This is a genomic window from Geobacillus kaustophilus (assembly GCF_000948285.1).
GTDB classification, from domain to species: domain Bacteria; phylum Bacillota; class Bacilli; order Bacillales; family Anoxybacillaceae; genus Geobacillus; species Geobacillus thermoleovorans_A.
The window spans coordinates 1,374,911-1,393,142 of sequence record NZ_JYBP01000003.1 but is presented as its reverse complement, the minus strand read 5'-3'; the positions used below and the strand labels follow the sequence as shown (position 1 = coordinate 1,393,142).

15 protein-coding genes are annotated in these 18,232 nt (G+C 46.7%); all 15 read left to right on the top strand.

Annotated features, from left to right (window positions below; genetic code table 11):
* Positions 1-11: 11 nt before the first annotated feature.
* Positions 12-626, top strand: a complete 615-nt coding sequence (locus LG52_RS07425) for a polysaccharide deacetylase family protein (protein ID WP_044731451.1) — start codon at positions 12-14, stop codon at positions 624-626.
* Between the two features lie 72 nt (positions 627-698).
* The gene (locus tag LG52_RS07420; protein WP_044731450.1) at positions 699-2,816 is read left to right on the top strand and encodes a glycoside hydrolase family 52 protein; all 2,118 of its coding nucleotides are present in this window, start codon (positions 699-701) and stop codon (positions 2,814-2,816) included.
* Between the two features lie 2 nt (positions 2,817-2,818).
* A complete protein-coding gene (locus LG52_RS07415; protein ID WP_044731449.1) occupies positions 2,819-3,814 on the top strand; it encodes an endo-1,4-beta-xylanase in 996 nt (331 codons plus the stop codon).
* Between the two features lie 469 nt (positions 3,815-4,283).
* Positions 4,284-5,936 (top strand): extracellular solute-binding protein, encoded by a 1,653-nt coding sequence (locus LG52_RS07410; protein ID WP_044731448.1) that lies wholly within the window; start codon positions 4,284-4,286, stop codon positions 5,934-5,936.
* A 110-nt stretch (positions 5,937-6,046) separates the two neighbouring features.
* Complete coding sequence (locus LG52_RS07405; RefSeq protein ID WP_044731447.1) at positions 6,047-6,994, top strand: ABC transporter permease; 948 nt, start codon at positions 6,047-6,049, stop codon at positions 6,992-6,994.
* Positions 6,995-7,009: 15 nt separating this feature from the next.
* Entirely contained in the window at positions 7,010-7,900 is an 891-nt protein-coding gene (locus LG52_RS07400; protein WP_044731446.1) for a carbohydrate ABC transporter permease, read from the top strand.
* A 17-nt stretch (positions 7,901-7,917) separates the two neighbouring features.
* Positions 7,918-9,957, top strand: coding sequence for an alpha-glucuronidase family glycosyl hydrolase (locus tag LG52_RS07395; RefSeq protein WP_044731445.1), 2,040 nt, complete (start codon positions 7,918-7,920; stop codon positions 9,955-9,957).
* 15 nt (positions 9,958-9,972) lie between these two features.
* Complete coding sequence (locus LG52_RS07390; protein ID WP_044731444.1) at positions 9,973-11,484, top strand: GH39 family glycosyl hydrolase; 1,512 nt, start codon at positions 9,973-9,975, stop codon at positions 11,482-11,484.
* 31 nt (positions 11,485-11,515) lie between these two features.
* Positions 11,516-12,469, top strand: coding sequence for a sugar kinase (locus tag LG52_RS07385; RefSeq protein WP_044731443.1), 954 nt, complete (start codon positions 11,516-11,518; stop codon positions 12,467-12,469).
* A 15-nt stretch (positions 12,470-12,484) separates the two neighbouring features.
* Positions 12,485-13,132, top strand: a complete 648-nt coding sequence (locus LG52_RS07380; RefSeq protein WP_044731442.1) for a bifunctional 4-hydroxy-2-oxoglutarate aldolase/2-dehydro-3-deoxy-phosphogluconate aldolase — start codon at positions 12,485-12,487, stop codon at positions 13,130-13,132.
* A 114-nt stretch (positions 13,133-13,246) separates the two neighbouring features.
* Positions 13,247-13,945 carry a GntR family transcriptional regulator gene (locus tag LG52_RS07375; protein WP_033008784.1) on the top strand — a complete coding sequence of 233 codons (699 nt, stop codon included), beginning with the start codon at positions 13,247-13,249 and terminating at the stop codon, positions 13,943-13,945.
* A 36-nt stretch (positions 13,946-13,981) separates the two neighbouring features.
* On the top strand, positions 13,982-15,397 hold the full coding sequence (gene uxaC / locus LG52_RS07370) for a glucuronate isomerase (RefSeq protein ID WP_044731441.1): 1,416 nt from the start codon (positions 13,982-13,984) through the stop codon (positions 15,395-15,397).
* A gap of 7 nt (positions 15,398-15,404) precedes the next feature.
* The gene (gene uxuA / locus LG52_RS07365) at positions 15,405-16,520 is read left to right on the top strand and encodes a mannonate dehydratase (RefSeq protein WP_021321582.1); all 1,116 of its coding nucleotides are present in this window, start codon (positions 15,405-15,407) and stop codon (positions 16,518-16,520) included.
* Positions 16,496-17,341 carry an SDR family oxidoreductase gene (locus LG52_RS07360; protein ID WP_044731440.1) on the top strand — a complete coding sequence of 282 codons (846 nt, stop codon included), beginning with the start codon at positions 16,496-16,498 and terminating at the stop codon, positions 17,339-17,341. Before uxuA ends, LG52_RS07360 begins: the two co-directional genes overlap by 25 nt.
* Positions 17,342-17,427: 86 nt before the next feature.
* A complete protein-coding gene (locus LG52_RS07355; protein WP_044731439.1) occupies positions 17,428-18,069 on the top strand; it encodes a YesL family protein in 642 nt (213 codons plus the stop codon).
* Positions 18,070-18,232 lie beyond the last annotated feature (163 nt).

The following is an 18,232-nucleotide window of genomic DNA, read 5'->3' as shown; positions in this document are numbered from 1 at the left end:
AAGATAGAGGAATGATTGAACATGTAGAGACGCCGCACAAATTGGTCGCCCTGACGTTTGATGATGGACCGAATCCGGTTTATACATTGAACGTATTGGAGATATTGGAGGAAGTATCTGGAAAGGCGACCTTTTTTATGATCGGAAGCCAGATGGAGAAGCATCCGGAAGTTGTAAAGGCGGTCAAGGCGCAAGGGCATGAAATTGGCAATCATACGTATTCTCACGCTAACCTCACTTCTCTAACGGAAGATGAGGCTTTGAGAGAAATGGAGTGGATGGATGTCATCATTACCGAGATGACTGGAGTGAAGGCTGCGATTTTCCGTCCTCCTTATCTTGACTACAATGCAACTGTTGTTTCGATGTGCAACCATTTCGGCTACCAAATGATCGGTGCGCTCAATACGGATGCCCGAGACTGGGAACAACCAGGAGTTGATTATATTGTTCGGAAGAGTCGCCCCCATATAAAAAACGGGAGCATCTTGCTCTTTCATGACGGATTCGGAGATCGTTCACAAACGATCGAGGCTGTCAATATACTCGTATCCGAATTGTATTCGCAAGGTTACAAATTGGTCACGGTCAGCGAATTGTTGGAGCTGCAAGCTGGAAGCAGATGAAAAAGTAGCAGTTCTCTGATGCTCTGATGATTGATCGCATGCATAGTAAGAAAAGGGGAGAGTGAGCTATTCATGCCAACCAATGTATTTTTCAACGCCCATCACTCGCCGGTTGGGGCGTTTGCCAGCTTTACGCTAGGATTCCCAGGAAAAAGCGGAGGACTAGATTTGGAACTTGCCCGACCGCCACGGCAAAATGTCTTTATTGGCGTTGAGTCGCCGCATGAGCCGGGGCTGTATCATATCCTTCCATTCGCGGAAACAGCAGGCGAGGATGAAAGCAAACGATATGACATTGAAAATCCTGATCCGAATCCGCAAAAACCAAACATCCTGATTCCATTTGCGAAAGAGCGGATCGAACGCGAATTTCGCGTTGCGACGGATACATGGAAAGCCGGGGACTTGACGTTGACCATTTATTCACCGGTGAAGGCCGTACCAGATCCGGAAACGGCCTCCGAGGAAGAGCTTAAGCTGGCGTTGGTCCCAGCTGTCATTGTTGAGATGACGATCGATAATACGAACGGAACAAGAACACGACGGGCGTTTTTCGGATTCGAAGGCACTGACCCGTATACCTCGATGCGGCGGATCGATGATACATGCCCGCAGCTGCGCGGGGTCGGTCAAGGGCGGATTTTGGGCATTGCATCCAAGGACGAGGGCGTTCGCTCAGCGCTGCATTTTAGCATGGAGGATATCTTAACGGCGACTCTCGAAGAAAACTGGACGTTTGGGCTCGGGAAAGTCGGTGCATTAATTGCGGATGTGCCGGCGGGAGAAAAGAAAACGTATCAATTTGCTGTTTGCTTCTATCGTGGAGGTTGTGTGACGGCGGGAATGGATGCCTCTTATTTTTACACCCGTTTCTTCCGTAATATCGAAGAAGTCGGTCTTTATGCGTTAGAGCAGGCCGAGGTGTTAAAGGAGCAGGCGTTCCGTTCGAATGAACTCATTGAAAAAGAATGGCTCTCCGATGATCAAAAGTTTATGATGGCGCACGCGATCCGCAGCTACTATGGCAATACACAGCTGCTTGAGCATGAAGGAAAGCCGATTTGGGTCGTCAATGAAGGCGAGTACCGGATGATGAATACGTTTGATCTCACCGTCGACCAGCTCTTTTTTGAATTGAAAATGAATCCGTGGACGGTGAAAAATGTGCTTGACTTCTATGTCGAGCGCTACAGCTATGAGGATCGTGTCCGTTTCCCAGGAGATGAGACGGAATATCCCGGCGGCATCAGCTTCACTCACGATATGGGAGTCGCCAACACGTTCTCACGCCCGCATTACTCGTCATATGAGCTATACGGGATCAGCGGTTGCTTTTCACATATGACGCACGAACAGCTCGTCAACTGGGTGCTTTGCGCGGCGGTATACATCGAACAAACGAAAGACTGGGCATGGCGCGACCGGCGGCTTACGATCTTGGAACAATGTCTCGAAAGCATGGTGCGCCGCGATCATCCGGATCCAGAAAAGCGGAACGGCGTGATGGGGCTTGACAGCACCCGCACCATGGGTGGAGCGGAAATCACAACGTATGATAGTTTGGATGTTTCTCTTGGCCAGGCGCGCAACAATTTATATTTGGCAGGAAAATGTTGGGCTGCCTATGTGGCACTTGAAAAGTTGTTCCGCGATGTCGGCAAAGAAGAACTGGCTGCATTGGCAAGGGAGCAGGCGGAAAAATGCGCCGCGACGATTGTCAGTCACGTGACGGAGGACGGGTATATCCCAGCCGTGATGGGAGAAGGAAATGACTCGAAAATCATTCCGGCTATTGAGGGGCTTGTGTTTCCTTACTTTACGAACTGCCATGAGGCGTTAAGAGAAGACGGACGTTTTGGAGACTATATTCGTGCACTGCGACAACATTTGCAATATGTGTTGCGGGAAGGAATTTGCCTATTCCCGGACGGGGGATGGAAAATTTCCTCGACAAGCAACAACTCGTGGTTGAGCAAAATTTACTTATGCCAGTTTATTGCCCGCCGCATTTTAGGGTGGGAATGGGATGAACAAGGAAAACGAGCTGATGCGGCTCATGTTGCGTGGCTCACGCATCCGACGCTCTCCATTTGGAGTTGGAGCGACCAAATTATCGCTGGCGAAATCAGCGGCAGCAAATACTACCCGCGCGGCGTGACGAGCATTTTATGGTTGGAGGAGGGGGAATGAAGATGAACAGCTCCCTCCCCTCCCTCCGCGATGTATTCGCGAATGATTTCTACATCGGGGCGGCGGTCAATCCTGTGACGATCGAGATGCAAAAACAGTTGTTGATCGATCATGTCAACAGTATTACGGCAGAGAACCATATGAAGTTTGAGCATCTTCAGCCGGAAGAAGGGAAATTTACCTTTCAGGAAGCGGATCGGATTGTGGATTTTGCTTGTTCGCACCGAATGGCGGTTCGAGGGCACACACTTGTATGGCACAACCAGACTCCGGATTGGGTGTTTCAAGATGGTCAAGGCCATTTCGTCAGTCGGGATGTGTTGCTTGAGCGGATGAAATGTCACATTTCAACTGTTGTACGGCGATACAAGGGAAAAATATATTGTTGGGATGTCATCAACGAAGCGGTAGCCGACGAAGGAGACGAATTGTTGAGGCCGTCGAAGTGGCGACAAATCATCGGGGACGATTTTATGGAACAAGCATTTCTCTACGCTTATGAAGCTGACCCAGATGCACTGCTTTTTTACAATGACTATAATGAATGTTTTCCGGAAAAGAGAGAAAAAATTTTTGCACTTGTCAAATCGCTGCGTGATAAAGGCATTCCGATTCATGGCATCGGGATGCAAGCGCATTGGAGTTTGACTCGCCCGTCGCTTGATGAAATTCGTGCGGCCATTGAACGATATGCGTCCCTTGGTGTTGTTCTTCATATTACGGAACTCGATGTATCCATGTTTGAATTTCACGATCGTCGAACCGATTTGGCAGCTCCAACGTCAGAAATGATCGAGCGGCAGGCAGAGCGGTATGGGCAAATTTTTGCTTTGTTTAAGGAGTATCGCGATGTTATTCAAAGTGTCACATTTTGGGGAATTGCTGATGACCATACATGGCTCGATAACTTTCCAGTGCACGGGAGAAAAAACTGGCCGCTTTTGTTCGATGAACAGCATAAACCGAAACCAGCTTTTTGGCGGGCAGTGAGTGTCTGATGATATTGCTTCACGTCGCGGCGAAGAGGGAGCAGAAAATAAGGGTTCCTCTCTTCGTGAATAATTAAAAGATTTCAGAAAAGTATTGAATGTAAATGAACTTTTCATTATAATAGAAGGTGTAACTAGTATACTAGTTATACTAGTAGCAGAAAAGCAAACGGCAAATCATGAAGCTGATTGACATCTTGACTATATGAACAGGGATGTCAACCAAGAATTCATTCTTCTGTTTGGCTGGAATCATGAGGAAGGCATTACAGCCATTTTGTAGGATGCGTCGTTTCAAACTAGTATACTAGAATGTTTGTGGAGTGGTTAGGAGTTGGATTTCGATCGGTTGAAATCGCTTTCTCAATAAGACCTTGAAAGGGGGGATTGAGACAGGGAATCGCTATGTTTTCTTTATCAAAAAGAATGTGATCGCAGCCAAGGGGGATTTTGAGACAATGGGATTGGAGGGAGAAACATGCTAAAGAAAGCGTTTGCGGCTTTGACCGCAACTGCATTGGCGGTTGGAATGCTTGCGGGATGTACAGACAGCCAATCTTCTTCGTCCAGTGGATCTGGAGGAGATTCGAAAGAGAAAAATGGCGTTGTAACCATTACAACTGTCCGCACATTAAAGGATGATACGAAATTTCGAGAGGGGGAGGATTTGAACAACAATCCTATCACACGTTGGTCAGAAAAAGAGTTAGGAATTAAATGGAAAACGTTGTGGACAGCTCCAAATGATGAACAGTATCATAATAAAATTCGCTTAGCTTTATCATCCGGACAAAAACTGCCTGACGTATTTAAAGTGTCAGACGGGCAGTTGATCAATGATTTAATTCGTTCTGGAAAAGTAATGCCAGTCGATGAAGCGATTGAGAAATATGCGTCACCGAGATTGAAAAAGATTTATGAGCAATTTCCGGAAGCGTTTTATCCGGCGACTGTCGATGGAAAGCGCTACGGAATTCCACGGTTCTCTGGGGGCAATGGTTCCGATTCCTTGCTTTGGATTCGCAAAGACTGGCTTGATAAGTTAGGTCTTCAGCCGCCTAAAACAATCGAAGATCTCGAGAAAATCATGGACGCGTTTGTCAACAAAGACCCTGACGGCAATGGGAAAAAGGATACGATTGGCTTGACGCTGGCCAGCAAAAACGGATTGGCGACTTGGTTGGCCGACGGAAGCTTTATTTTCGGTGCTTATGGCAACTATGAACCTGGTTCATGGTCAAAAGGCGAAGATGGGAAGCTTGTTTACGGGTCGGTACAGCCGTCTATGAAAAAAGCGTTGGCTAAGCTGAATGAATGGTATCAAAAAGGATACTTGGACAAAGAAGTTGGTATTTTGGACGAACAGACGGCGATCAAAAGCTTTGTCGCTGGAAAATCGGGAATCATTTCTGCTCCTCCTTGGGCTGCTGGATGGCCAATCGCAGATGCGTTGAAAAATAATCCAGGAGCCGTTGTGGAACCATACCCACTGCCGAGTGGTCCGGATGGCAAAATCGGCCGGCGTGGCGAGGGATTGGTTACAGGCATGTTTTTGTTCAGCAAAGACTTTAAACATATGGATAAATTCTTCCAATACTTAGATGAAGCATACGCCTATGTGTATAATGACTCGAAATATTTTAAATACGGGTTGGCGGAAGGTTATGACTATGTGATGAAGAACGGCAAGCCCGTTTATGATGACAAGGAAATTCCAGGAGGAAGATTGGATCCAGGGGCTTATTTCATTACGGAAGCCATTCCGACCGTTCCGTACATGCTGTATGATCTAGTCGAGGAGTTGTATACAACGAAGCGTCAGCCGAAAAACGCCTATGAGTATACACGAATTGTATCTTTAGGTGAGTCGTTTATGAAAGCGGCTACAATCGTCAACCAACAAAATCAATACCGCATTGAAAACGAGTTTACAGGCCCGCCCACTAAAACGATGCAAAAACGCGGAGAGTTTTTGACGAAAATGGAACGTGAAACGTTTGCCAACATCATTTACGGACGGGCGCCGCTCAGTGCATTCGATGACTTCGTGAAAAAATGGGAAGAATCTGGAGGCGAAGAAATAACAAAAGAAGTGAATGAATGGTATCAATCGGTAAAAGGAGCAAAGTAGCGGTTTCAACGATGGTGGGGTGCGGACGGGGGCGAGCAGTGAAAGAGAATTTACATCGATGTCCGCACCTGCTTTTTTGCAAGAGATGACGCCGGAAGGAGGGAACGGGTATGCAGTCGGCCGTCGATGTCAAAGGACAAACAACAGCGGTGGAAGCAAAGAGAGTTCAGAAAAGAAGAGGAACGTGGCAGTTGCATGTTATGTTGCTTCCTGCCCTCATCATTGTGTTGATTTTTCAATATGTTCCGATGCTAGGACTGGTCATGGCTTTTCAAGATTATGAGCCTTGGCTTGGCTTTTTGCATTCTCCTTGGGTTGGTCTCGAGCATTTTAAAACGATGTTTGAATATGAAGACGCTCGTCAAGTAATCTGGAACACATTGGTCATTTCAACATTAAAAATCATCTTTAACCTCGGTGTGCCTTTGGCGTTTGCGTTGCTTCTCAACGAAGTATACGTGATGAAGTTTAAGCGGACGGTTCAAACGATCGTGTATTTGCCGCACTTTTTGTCATGGGTGATTCTAGGCGGGATTTTGATTGACATGCTTTCTCCTGAAGGGGGGATTGTCAATCGTTTTTTGTCGGTATTCGGGGTTGAACCTATTTTCTTTCTCGGAGATAACGATTGGTTTCGTACCGTTGTTGTCGTTACAGATGTGTGGAAAGAATGCGGATTTAACACGATTGTATTTTTAGCTGCCCTTACTTCAATTAACCCGTCGTTGTATGAAGCGGCTATCGTGGATGGAGCCAACAGGTGGCAACAAACAATTTATATCACATTGCCTTCCATGTTGCCGATCATCATTGTGGTTGGAACGTTGTCGCTCGGAAACATTTTAAATGCCGGATTTGATCAAATTTTAAACTTGTACAATCCGCTTGTTTACAAAACGGGTGATATCATCGATACGTATGTTTACCGTGTCGGCCTTTTGAATGGGGATTTTAGTTATGCTACAGCCGTTGGACTGTTTAAATCCGTCATCAGTTTTATTCTCGTGGTCACAGGGTATCGTCTCGCTTATAAGTATGCCAACTATAAAATCTTCTAAGGGGAGGGGAGGTCTATGCATCATCACTACCAAAAAAGCTTGTCTTATAAACTATTCACTGTGTTTAACTATACTCTTTTAACGATCATTGCCGTTCTTTGCCTTTTGCCTCTCATACATATTTTAGCCGTCTCATTCAGCGGCAGTGCAGCGGCGACCGCTAATCTGGTCGGACTGTGGCCAGTTGACTTTACGTTGGACGCTTATGAGAAAACGATTGGGAATGAAAATTTTTTGCGTTCCCTTTGGAATTCGTTTTTGCGTGTTGTATTGGGAACAGTCATTTCCATGGGAGTCATGTTATGCGCTGCCTATCCGCTGTCCAAAAGCGACGACGCCTTTCGCGGCCGGAAACTCTATATGTGGATTTTTGTGTTTACGATGTTGTTCCATGGCGGTCTCGTTCCGACTTATATGGTGGTGACGAAGCTCGGGTTGACAGATACGATTTGGGCGTTGATTTTACCGCCAGCTGTCAGCGCCTTTAACTTAATTTTGCTTGTGAACTTTTTCCGAACTTCGGTGCCGAAATCGCTTGAAGAGGCCGCTTTAATGGATGGCGCAAATCATTTCAAGATTTTTTGGAAAATTTATTTGCCGATTTCGGTGCCTGCCATTGCGACGATTTCGCTCTTTACGATGGTTTTTCATTGGAACTCATGGTTTGATGGGTTGATTTATATGTCCGATGTGAAACATTACCCGTTATCTACGTTCTTACAAACGATTATTGTTCAACAGGATTTTACGAAAATGAGCGTCGATGCAGAAACATTGAAAAACTTATCTGAACGGACAGTGAAGGCGGCACAAATCTTCATCGCAGCTTTGCCGATGCTGATTGTTTATCCGTTTGTGCAAAAGTTTTTTGTGAAAGGGATTGTGTTGGGGGCGGAAAAAGAGTAACAGGAGGAGAATTCGACATGACGGCGGGATACGAACCTTGTTGGCTGCGGTATGAGCGGAAGGATCAATATAGTCGATTACGGTTTGAGGAGATTGTGGCGAAAAGAACATCGCCAATTTTTCAAGCAGCCGTGGAAGAACTCCAAAAAGGGCTTCGTTCGATGATGGAGATTGAGCCGCAAGTGGTGCAGGAAGTAAATGAAACAGCTAATTCGATTTGGCTTGGGACGCTTGAAGATGAAGAGTTCGAGCGACCATTAGAGGGAACGCTTGTTCATCCTGAAGGGTATGTGATTCGATCGGATGTCGACGATGGCCCGTTCCGTATCTACATTATTGGGAAAACAGATGCTGGTGTGTTGTATGGTGTCTTTCATTTCCTCCGATTATTGCAAATGGGTGAGAACATCGCCCAACTGTCCATCATCGAGCAGCCAAAAAACCGGTTGCGCATGATCAATCATTGGGACAATATGGATGGCAGCATTGAGCGTGGATATGCTGGTCGGTCGATTTTCTTTGTCGCTGACCAGTTTGTGAAACAAAACCAACGGATAAAAGATTATGCACGATTGCTTGCTTCTGTGGGTATTAACGCCATCTCCATCAACAATGTCAATGTACACAAAACCGAAACGAAACTCATCACCGATCACTTTTTGCCTGACGTGGCGGAAGTAGCGGATATCTTCCGAACCTACGGAATCAAAACATTTTTAAGTATCAACTACGCAAGCCCGATTGAGATTGGCGGGCTTCCAACAGCAGATCCGCTTGATCCCGAGGTGCGAAGGTGGTGGAAGGAAACGGCGAAACGTATTTATCAATATATTCCTGATTTTGGCGGCTTTGTAGTCAAAGCGGATTCCGAGTTTCGTCCTGGTCCCTTTACGTATGGGCGCGATCACGCGGAAGGAGCAAACATGTTGGCGGAAGCGTTAGCGCCGTTTGGGGGGCTCGTCATTTGGAGATGTTTTGTTTATAACTGCCAGCAGGATTGGCGCGATCGGACGACCGATCGGGCAAAAGCCGCATATGATCACTTTAAGCCATTGGATGGACAGTTTCGCGAGAATGTCATCTTGCAAATTAAAAACGGCCCAATGGATTTTCAAGTAAGGGAGCCGGTTTCTCCGTTATTTGGCGCCATGCCGAAAACCAATCAAATGATGGAGGTTCAAATCACCCAGGAATATACAGGACAGCAAAAACATTTATGCTTCTTGATTCCACAGTGGAAAGAAACGCTTGAATTTGATACGTATGCGAAGGGCAAAGGGTCGAAAGTAAAAAAGGTAATTGATGGCTCGCTATTTGACTATCGATACAGCGGGATCGCAGGGGTATCTAATATTGGCAATGACCCAAACTGGACTGGGCATACGTTGGCGCAAGCAAACTTGTATGGATTTGGGCGGCTCGCTTGGAATCCGGATTTGTCTGCCGAAGAAATTGCCAACGAATGGGTTGTGCAAACGTTTGGGGATGATTCACGAGTCGTCGAGACGATCAGTTGGATGCTTCTATCTTCGTGGAGAATTTATGAAAACTACACCTCTCCGCTTGGCGTCGGCTGGATGGTGAACCCAGGGCACCATTATGGTCCTAATGTGGATGGATATGAATATTCGCATTGGGGGACGTACCATTATGCCGACCGCGACGGGATCGGTGTTGACCGGACGGTTGCTACGGGAACAGGATATACGGCACAATACTTTCCAGAAAATGCAGCGATGTATGAGTCGCTCGACACTTGTCCGGATGAGCTGCTCTTGTTTTTCCATCACGTTCCGTACACTCATCGGCTGCATTCAGGGGAAACGGTCATTCAACATATTTACAATACTCATTTTGAAGGGGTTGAGCAGGCGAAACAGCTGCGGAAACGATGGGAACAACTGAAAGGGAAAATCGACGAAAAACGGTATCATGATGTATTGGAACGATTGACGATCCAAGTGGAACATGCTAAAGAATGGCGAGATGTCATCAATACGTACTTTTACCGGAAGTCAGGAATAGACGACCAATACGGGCGGAAAATTTATCGGTGAATAGGGGAGAGGAGCATGAAGGTTGTAAACGTGCCAAGCAACGGGAGGGAAAAGTTTAAAAAGAATTGGAAATTTTGCGTTGGAACTGGGCGGCTTGGCCTTGCTTTGCAAAAGGAGTATTTGGACCACTTGAAACTCGTGCAAGAGAAAATAGGGTTTCGATACATCCGCGGTCATGGCTTGCTTTCCGATGATGTTGGAATTTATCGAGAAGTCGAAATCGATGGGGAAATGAAGCCGTTTTATAACTTTACGTACGTCGACCGAATTGTTGATTCTTATTTAGCGTTGAATATCCGGCCGTTTATTGAACTTGGGTTTATGCCAAGTGCGCTTGCTTCAGGAGATCAAACCGTCTTTTATTGGAAAGGCAACGTTACACCCCCGAAAGATTATAACAAGTGGCGTGATCTTATCGTAGCGGTCGTTTCCCATTTCGTTGAGCGATACGGGATTGAGGAAGTGCGGACATGGCCATTTGAGGTGTGGAATGAACCTAATTTAGTGAACTTTTGGAAAGACGCCGACAAACAGGAGTATTTTAAGCTGTACGAGGTGACAGCCAGGGCGGTAAAAAGCGTTGATCCTCATTTGCAAGTCGGGGGACCGGCTATTTGCGGAGGGAGCGATGAATGGATTACGGATTTTCTCCACTTTTGCGCCGAACGTGAGGTGCCTGTTGATTTTGTCAGTCGTCATGCTTATACATCGAAGGCGCCGCATAAGAAAACGTTTGAATATTACTACCAAGAACTTGAGCCGCCAGAAGATATGTTGGAGCAATTCAAAACGGTGCGCGCCTTGATTCGCCAGTCTCCGTTTCCGCATTTGCCGTTGCATATTACCGAATATAATACATCGTACAGCCCCATCAACCCGATTCATGATACAGCGCTCAACGCAGCGTACATTGCCCGTATTTTAAGTGAGGGGGGAGATTACGTCGACTCGTTTTCGTATTGGACGTTCAGCGATGTGTTTGAGGAAATGGATGTTCCGAAGGCGTTGTTTCACGGTGGGTTCGGTCTAGTTGCGCTTCACTCGATTCCCAAACCGACATTTCATGCGTTTACGTTCTTTAATGCTCTAGGCGACGAACTGTTGTATCGTGACGCAGAGATGATTGTGACAAGGCGGAAAGATGGATCGATTGCCGCAGTGCTTTGGAATTTAGTGATGGAAAAAGGAGAAGGATTTACAAAAGAAGTGCAGCTGGTGATTCCAGTTTCATTTTCAGTTGTTTTTATCAAGCGGCAAATCGTCAATGAGCAGTACGGGAACGCGTGGAGAGTTTGGAAACAGATGGGGCGTCCCCGCTTTCCAAGCCGTCAAGCGGTGGAAACGTTGCGTCAAGTGGCGCAGCCTCATGTGATGACGGAGCAGAGACGGGCAACGGACGGTGTGATTCATTTATCTATTGTCCTATCAAAAAACGAAGTGACATTAATCGAGATTGAGCAAGTTCGAGATGAGACAAGCACATATGTCGGCTTAGATGATGGTGAAATGACATCGTATTCTTCATGAAAGATTACTAAAGTGGTTTTGGAGGGACGAGATGGACGTAGTCACCATTGGCGAATCGATGGCCGTATTTACACCAACAAGCGTCGGCTTGATGAGACAGGCGACCACCTTTACTATGCGGATTGGCGGAGCGGAATCCAATGTCGCTGTCGGCCTTGCTCGATTAGGCCATCGTGTAGGATGGATCAGCAAGGTCGGAAGCGATGAGTTTGGAAAGGCGATTTTGTCTTTCCTGCAAGGTGAAGGGGTGGATGTCAGCCGGGTAAAAATGGATGGGGAAGCGCCGACCGGCATTTACTTTAAGGAACAAAGACGTCCAAACGATACGCGGGTGTATTACTATCGCAAAGGATCAGCGGCGAGCAGGCTGACGCCTGCCGACTTGGATGAGAAATATATCGCAGAGGCAAAGTATTTGCATATTACGGGAATCACTCCGGCGTTAAGCGAGAATTGCTGTGAGACGATCTTTGCCGCCATGGCGATCGCTCGTCGTCACGGGGTGAAAATCGTTTTTGATCCGAATTTGCGGTTGAAACTATGGAATGAAGCGGATCGGGCCAAGGAAGTGATGCTTCGCATGGCAGCTGAATCAGATGTGGTTCTGCCCGGAGAAGCTGAGGCATCGTTTTTATTCGGAAAACAATCGGTTGAGGAATGGGGAAGACGGCTGCTTGGCATGGGCGCTTCGCTCGTTGTCATTAAACTAGGCGCAAATGGGGCGCATTATTTTACGAATGCGCATCATGAGTATGTTCCAGGGTTTCCTGTTGAAAGGGTAATCGACCCTGTCGGTGCTGGGGATGGGTTTGCCGCTGGGCTGCTATCCGGACTGCTTGAAGGACTTCGTTTAACAGAAGCGGTGCAGCGAGCGAATGCAGTCGGCGCGCTTGTGACAATGGTCGAGGGGGATGCTGATGGCATGCCGGAACGCGATGACGTCGAGCGTCTGATAGATCAGCGAGGGGAAGATGTTGCGCGGTAAAGGAGATGAATCTACATGAAGGCAGTCCAAATGATTCGAGAGATTGGCGTCATTCCAGTCGTCCGCGGTGCGACGGTTGATACTGTTCTTCCGCTGTCATTGGCTTTGCGGCAGGGAGGCATTCCAATCATGGAAATTACGATGGAAACAGCTGGGGCTTTGGCCGCGTTGGAAAAGGCTGCAAGGGAACTGAAAGATGTGTTGATCGGGGCGGGAACGGTGCTGGATGCTGAAACGGCGCGGCGGGCGATTGCAGCTGGAGCGCGGTTTATCGTTTCTCCCTCCCTTTCCATTGACGTGATTCAGGTGGCAAAACAAAATCGGGTTGTCAGTATTGCAGGAGGATTGACGCCGACCGAAATTGTGAATGCTTTTCAGCACGGGGCTGATATGGTGAAAGTATTTCCTGCCCATGTGTTTGGGCCAAACTATATTCGAAGCATAAAGGAGCCGCTCCCCCACATCCCCCTCATCGCAACTGGAGGAATCAATCTGAAAACGGCCGGAGAGTATATAAAAGCGGGAGTGGATGCCATCGGTGTCGGGAACTCGTTAGTGAAGGTTGAAGGGGCATTGGAAAACGATCAGTGGAAGATTATTGCCGAACGGGCAGCTCAATGGATCTCGATTGTGCACAAGGAGAGGGGAGAGAATGTGGAATGAATCGCTAAGAAATTTGACAGGAAATATGTTCTTTCCTACATTGGAAGAAAACACATGATCATGGATGTACTTTCTCACTGCCATACTAGTATATAAGAAAAGGGGAATCGCACGGTGATCTTTACTGCCCAACAAAGCCAACAAATTAAAAGTTCTGTCAGGGGTTCAGCGCGCGACCAGTTGTACGAGATGCTAAAGGAAAAGATTTTGCGCCTTGAGTTGGAACCAGGAACAAAAATTTCCGAAAAGGAAATTGCTGAGCAATTGCATATTAGCCGCACCCCGGTGCGGGAAGCATTTCTCAAACTGGCGCAAGAAGAATTGCTTGATATTATTCCGCAAAGCGGAACCATTGTTTCGCGCATCAACTTGGAACATGTGGAGGAAGGGCGCTTTATCCGCGAGGTTGTCGAGAAAGAAGTGGCCGTTTTAGCTTGTACGAAATTGCGTCAAGATCATCTATTTGAAATGGAGAAGAATATTGCGATGCAAGAGTTGTGTGCCGAAAAAGGAAATTTTCTTGAGTTGTTTGAGCTTGATGAAAAGTTCCATCAGCTCATTTACGATGGCTGCCGAATGTCGCGCTCGTGGAAAATGGTGCAAAGTTTAAACAGTCATTTCAATCGTTTGCGTGTACTGAGACTATCATCCGATCTTGATTGGGACATTATTATTTCCCATCACAAGCAAATTTATCGGTTAATTGCGAATAAAGAGGCAGAGAAAGTGCATCAGGTGATGGAAGAACATTTGCGGCTTGTCGAAATTGAAAAAGACGTACTAAAAAGGCAGTATCCTCATTATTTTGTATAAGTTGTTGGAAGTTTCGCTTTGCGGGAGGGAGACAGTGTGCAGCCGTTCATTCATGAAAATTTTTTGTTGCAAAACAAGCATGCCGAAGTGTTGTACCATGACTATGCGAAATCATTGCCGATTATTGATTATCACTGCCATTTGAGCGCAAAAGAGATTGCGGAAGACCGGCGGTTTCATGATATGACGGAGCTTTGGCTCGAGGGGGATCATTACAAATGGCGGGCGATGCGGGCGATGGGAGTCGAAGAAAAGTATATTACCGGAAACGCCTCTCCAGAGGAAAAGTTTCAAGCATGGGCGAAAACGGTGCCGTATTGCATCGGGAATCCACTCTATCATTGGACACATTTAGAGCTAAAACGCTATTTTCAAGTGGATGCTCTTCTGAATGAGCGGACGTGGCGCGAAATTTGGGATCATTGCAACGCTTTATTGAGACAGGAAGGATTCTCAGCCCGCTCTTTCATGGTCAAATCTAATGTGGAGTGGATTGGGACAACGGACGATCCGCTCGATGATTTAGCTGATCATCAGGCAATCGCCCAAGATCCATCATTTCCAGTAAAGATTGTTCCGTCTTTTCGTCCTGATGCAGTCATTGAAATCAACCGCCCTTCGTTTTTAGACTATGTGGGAAAGCTAGGGGAAGCAGCTGGTCTGCCGATTCATGATTACAATCAGCTGCTGCAAGCCATTGAAAGCCGAGTGCGTTATTTTCACGAGAAAGGATGCCGGATGGCTGATCACGGCTTAGAATCGATGCCGTATTCAGAATGCGGATGGAAGGAAGCAAACGATATTTTTCAAAAACGAAAAAATGGATTTGTCCTCAGCCGTGAGGAGGAGGAAAAATATAAAACTTTCACTTTATGCTTCTTAGCCCGATTGTACCACTCGCTTGGTTGGGTGATGCAGCTGCACATCGGTTCGATTCGAAATACAAATGAAAAGATGTTTCAGCGTCTTGGTCCGAATACAGGATATGATTCGATTCATGACTTTTTCCTTGCCCAGCCGTTAAATGCCTTTCTTAATGAGCTAGAGTGTCGCGATCAACTGCCAAAAACGATTGTGTACACATTAAACCCTGCTTATAACTATATTGTCGCCTCAACGGTCGGCAATTTTCAATCAGAAGGAGTAAAAGGGAAAGTTCAATTTGGCGCAGCTTGGTGGTTCAATGATCATCAAGATGGCATCATCAGACACTTGACGGATCTTGCCAATGTCGGTGTGTTCAGCACGTTTGTCGGAATGTTGACCGATTCAAGGAGTTTTGTGTCTTATGTACGCCACGAGTATTTTCGCAGAATTGTATGCAATTTGATCGGTTCATGGATTGAAAAAGGAGAGGTGCCGCAAGACTATGATTTTTTAGGGAAAATCGTTCAAGATGTATGTTACTTCAACGCGAAACAATACTTTCAAGTCGGCGTGAGTGGGGGATGAGATCAGAATGAAAATGACGTTTCGCTGGTTCGGAAAGGAACATGATACTGTTTCATTAGATCATATTCGGCAAATTCCAGGAGTTGAAGGAATCGTTGGAGCTCTATATCATATTCCAGTCGGTGAAGTATGGCCGCTTGATGATATATTGGAACTCAAACGGCAGGTAAATGAAAAAGGATTTCATCTTGAAGTCATTGAGAGCGTCAACGTCCACGAAGATATTAAACTTGGTTTACCCTCGCGAGATCGATATATTGAAAACTATAAACAAACGATTCGCAACTTGGCGAGAGCAGGAGTGAAAGTGATTTGTTACAACTTTATGCCGATTTTTGACTGGACCCGTTCTGATTTAGCCAAAAGGCGGCCTGACGGGTCGACGGTGCTCGCCTATGAGAAACAAAAGATTGAACAAATCGATCCGGAGGAAATGATCCGCCGCATTGAAAGCGGAGCGAACGGGTTTTTGCTTCCGGGATGGGAACCGGAACGCTTGAAAACAATCAAGCCTCTTTTTTCGCTATATAAAGGGGTAACCGAAGATGATCTATTTGATCATTTGCGTTACTTTTTGGAACAAATCGTTCCAGTAGCGGAAGAGTGGGGCGTTCGGATGGCTCTCCATCCTGATGATCCGCCCTGGTCGGTGTTCGGATTGCCGCGGATTGCGACCAATAAGGAGAATTTGGATCGAATCGTTCATATGGTCAACAGCCCGGCGAACGGGTTGACATTATGCTCCGGATCGCTTGGAGCCAATCCGGCCAACGATGTTCCGGACATTTTCCGCCACTTTTTGCGAATGGGACGAGTACCATTTGCCCACGTCCGGAATGTCGAAATTCACGCGAACGGCGATTTTGAGGAAACGTCTCATCGCAGTTGCGACGGTTCGTTGAATATATGCGAGATCGTGAAAGCGTTGCATGAAGCTGATTTTCAAGGGTACATTCGACCAGATCACGGCCGAATGATTTGGGGGGAACAAGCTCGTCCAGGTTACGGGTTGTACGACCGGGCGCTTGGCATTATGTACTTGCTTGGCATTTGGGATAGTTTGGAGAATGAAAAAAAGAAGCAGGAAGGTGAGAAGGCATGCTCCCGATCCATCCAAGTTTAAAAGGAAAGGTAGCAGTCGTAACGGGCGGGGGTGGGGTATTGTGCAGCTGCATGGCGAAAGAGCTGGCCCGCCAAGGAATGAAAGTGGCGCTTTTAAACCGAACGCTCGAGAAAGCTGAAAGAATCAAGAATGAAATTGAAGAGCGAGGGGGTGAGGCGCTGGCCATTTCGTGCGATGTTCTGGATGTTGAACGCGTCAAACAGGCGGCAGAAATGGTAGCGGACGTTTACGGGCCGTGCGATGTCCTGATTAATGGGGCAGGCGGAAACCATCCGCAGGGCATTACGACAAAGGAAATACTCGAGTTGCAGGATCTAGAGAATCAAGACATTACAACGTTTTTCGATTTGACGACAGAAGGGTTTTCCTATGTTTTTGATTTAAATATTCTTGGGACGATCATCCCGACGCAGCATTTTCTCAAACAGATGGTGGGCAGAGGGGGAACCATCATTAATATTTCCTCGATGAGCGCTCCGCGGCCGATGACGAAAGTGCCGGCGTACAGTGCGGCTAAAGCGGGAATTGAAAACTTCACGAAATGGTTGGCTGTGCATGTCGCCGAGATCGGGGTTCGCGTCAATGCGATTGCCCCGGGGTTCTTTTTGACGAAACAAAATGAACATCTTTTGAAACATCCTGACGGATCGTATACAGAGCGGACGAAAAAAATTTTGATGCATACACCAATGCGGCGGCTCGGCAAGCCGGAAGACTTGCTGGGGACTTTGCTTTGGCTTGTGGATGATCAAATGAGCGGATTTGTCACTGGAACGACTGTTCCTGTTGATGGCGGCTTTTTGGCTTATGCCGGAGTTTGAAGGGAGGGTAAACAAAGCCTCCCCTCTTTTTTTGACTTATGATATACTGGTAAAAAGCAAGAAAGGACGAAAAGGGTGGATGAATCATGCGCACCGGTTTGCTAGATGGAAAGTTGTATCGGGCTTGTGAATGGATTACAAGACTTGCATACATCAATCTATTATGGCTTGTCTTTACCGTCTTTGGCCTTGTCATTCTCGGCATTGCGCCGGCGACGGTGGCGCTGTTTACGATCGTAAGGAAGTGGCTTCTCTTTCACGATCACGATGTTCCAGTGCTGAAAACATTCGTTCGTACGTATAAAGGTGAATTTTGGCGGGCGAACCGGATTGGGCTTTTGTTGATGGCGGCAGCGTATATTTTCTATATCGATCTTTTATACCTCGCCCACGTGCCAATAGAATGGAGATTTCCGTTTTCTGTTGCTTTGCTGGTCATTTTCATTTTTTATACAGTGACGCTTTTATATGTATTTCCGATCTATGTGCATTACGAATTGCGCTTTTGGCAATATATCAAATATGCCTTTCTCATTGGAATGGCCAATCCACTCATGACGCTCGTGATGCTGATGAGTGTTGGGGTCTTGTTCGTCTTATTGATGTATATTCCAGGGCTGATCCCGTTTTTCAGCATCAGTTTGCTCGCCTTGGTGGTGATGAGCGGCGCATTGCGTGTATTTCGCAAAACAGAAGAAAGGCTGCAGGTCAGAAAACAAGAGGGATGATAGGAACGCCTGCCCTTAAGGGGACGTAGGAAAAGATTCATCAAGGCTTAAAAGATGCTTAAGCGGACTAAGGCGTTGTCAGCACAAGCGATTAAAAAGGCTGGTTTAAAAGGATGCTTGTCTTCTCGATGAAACACCGGATATAGAAGTGAATTCGTTCAAT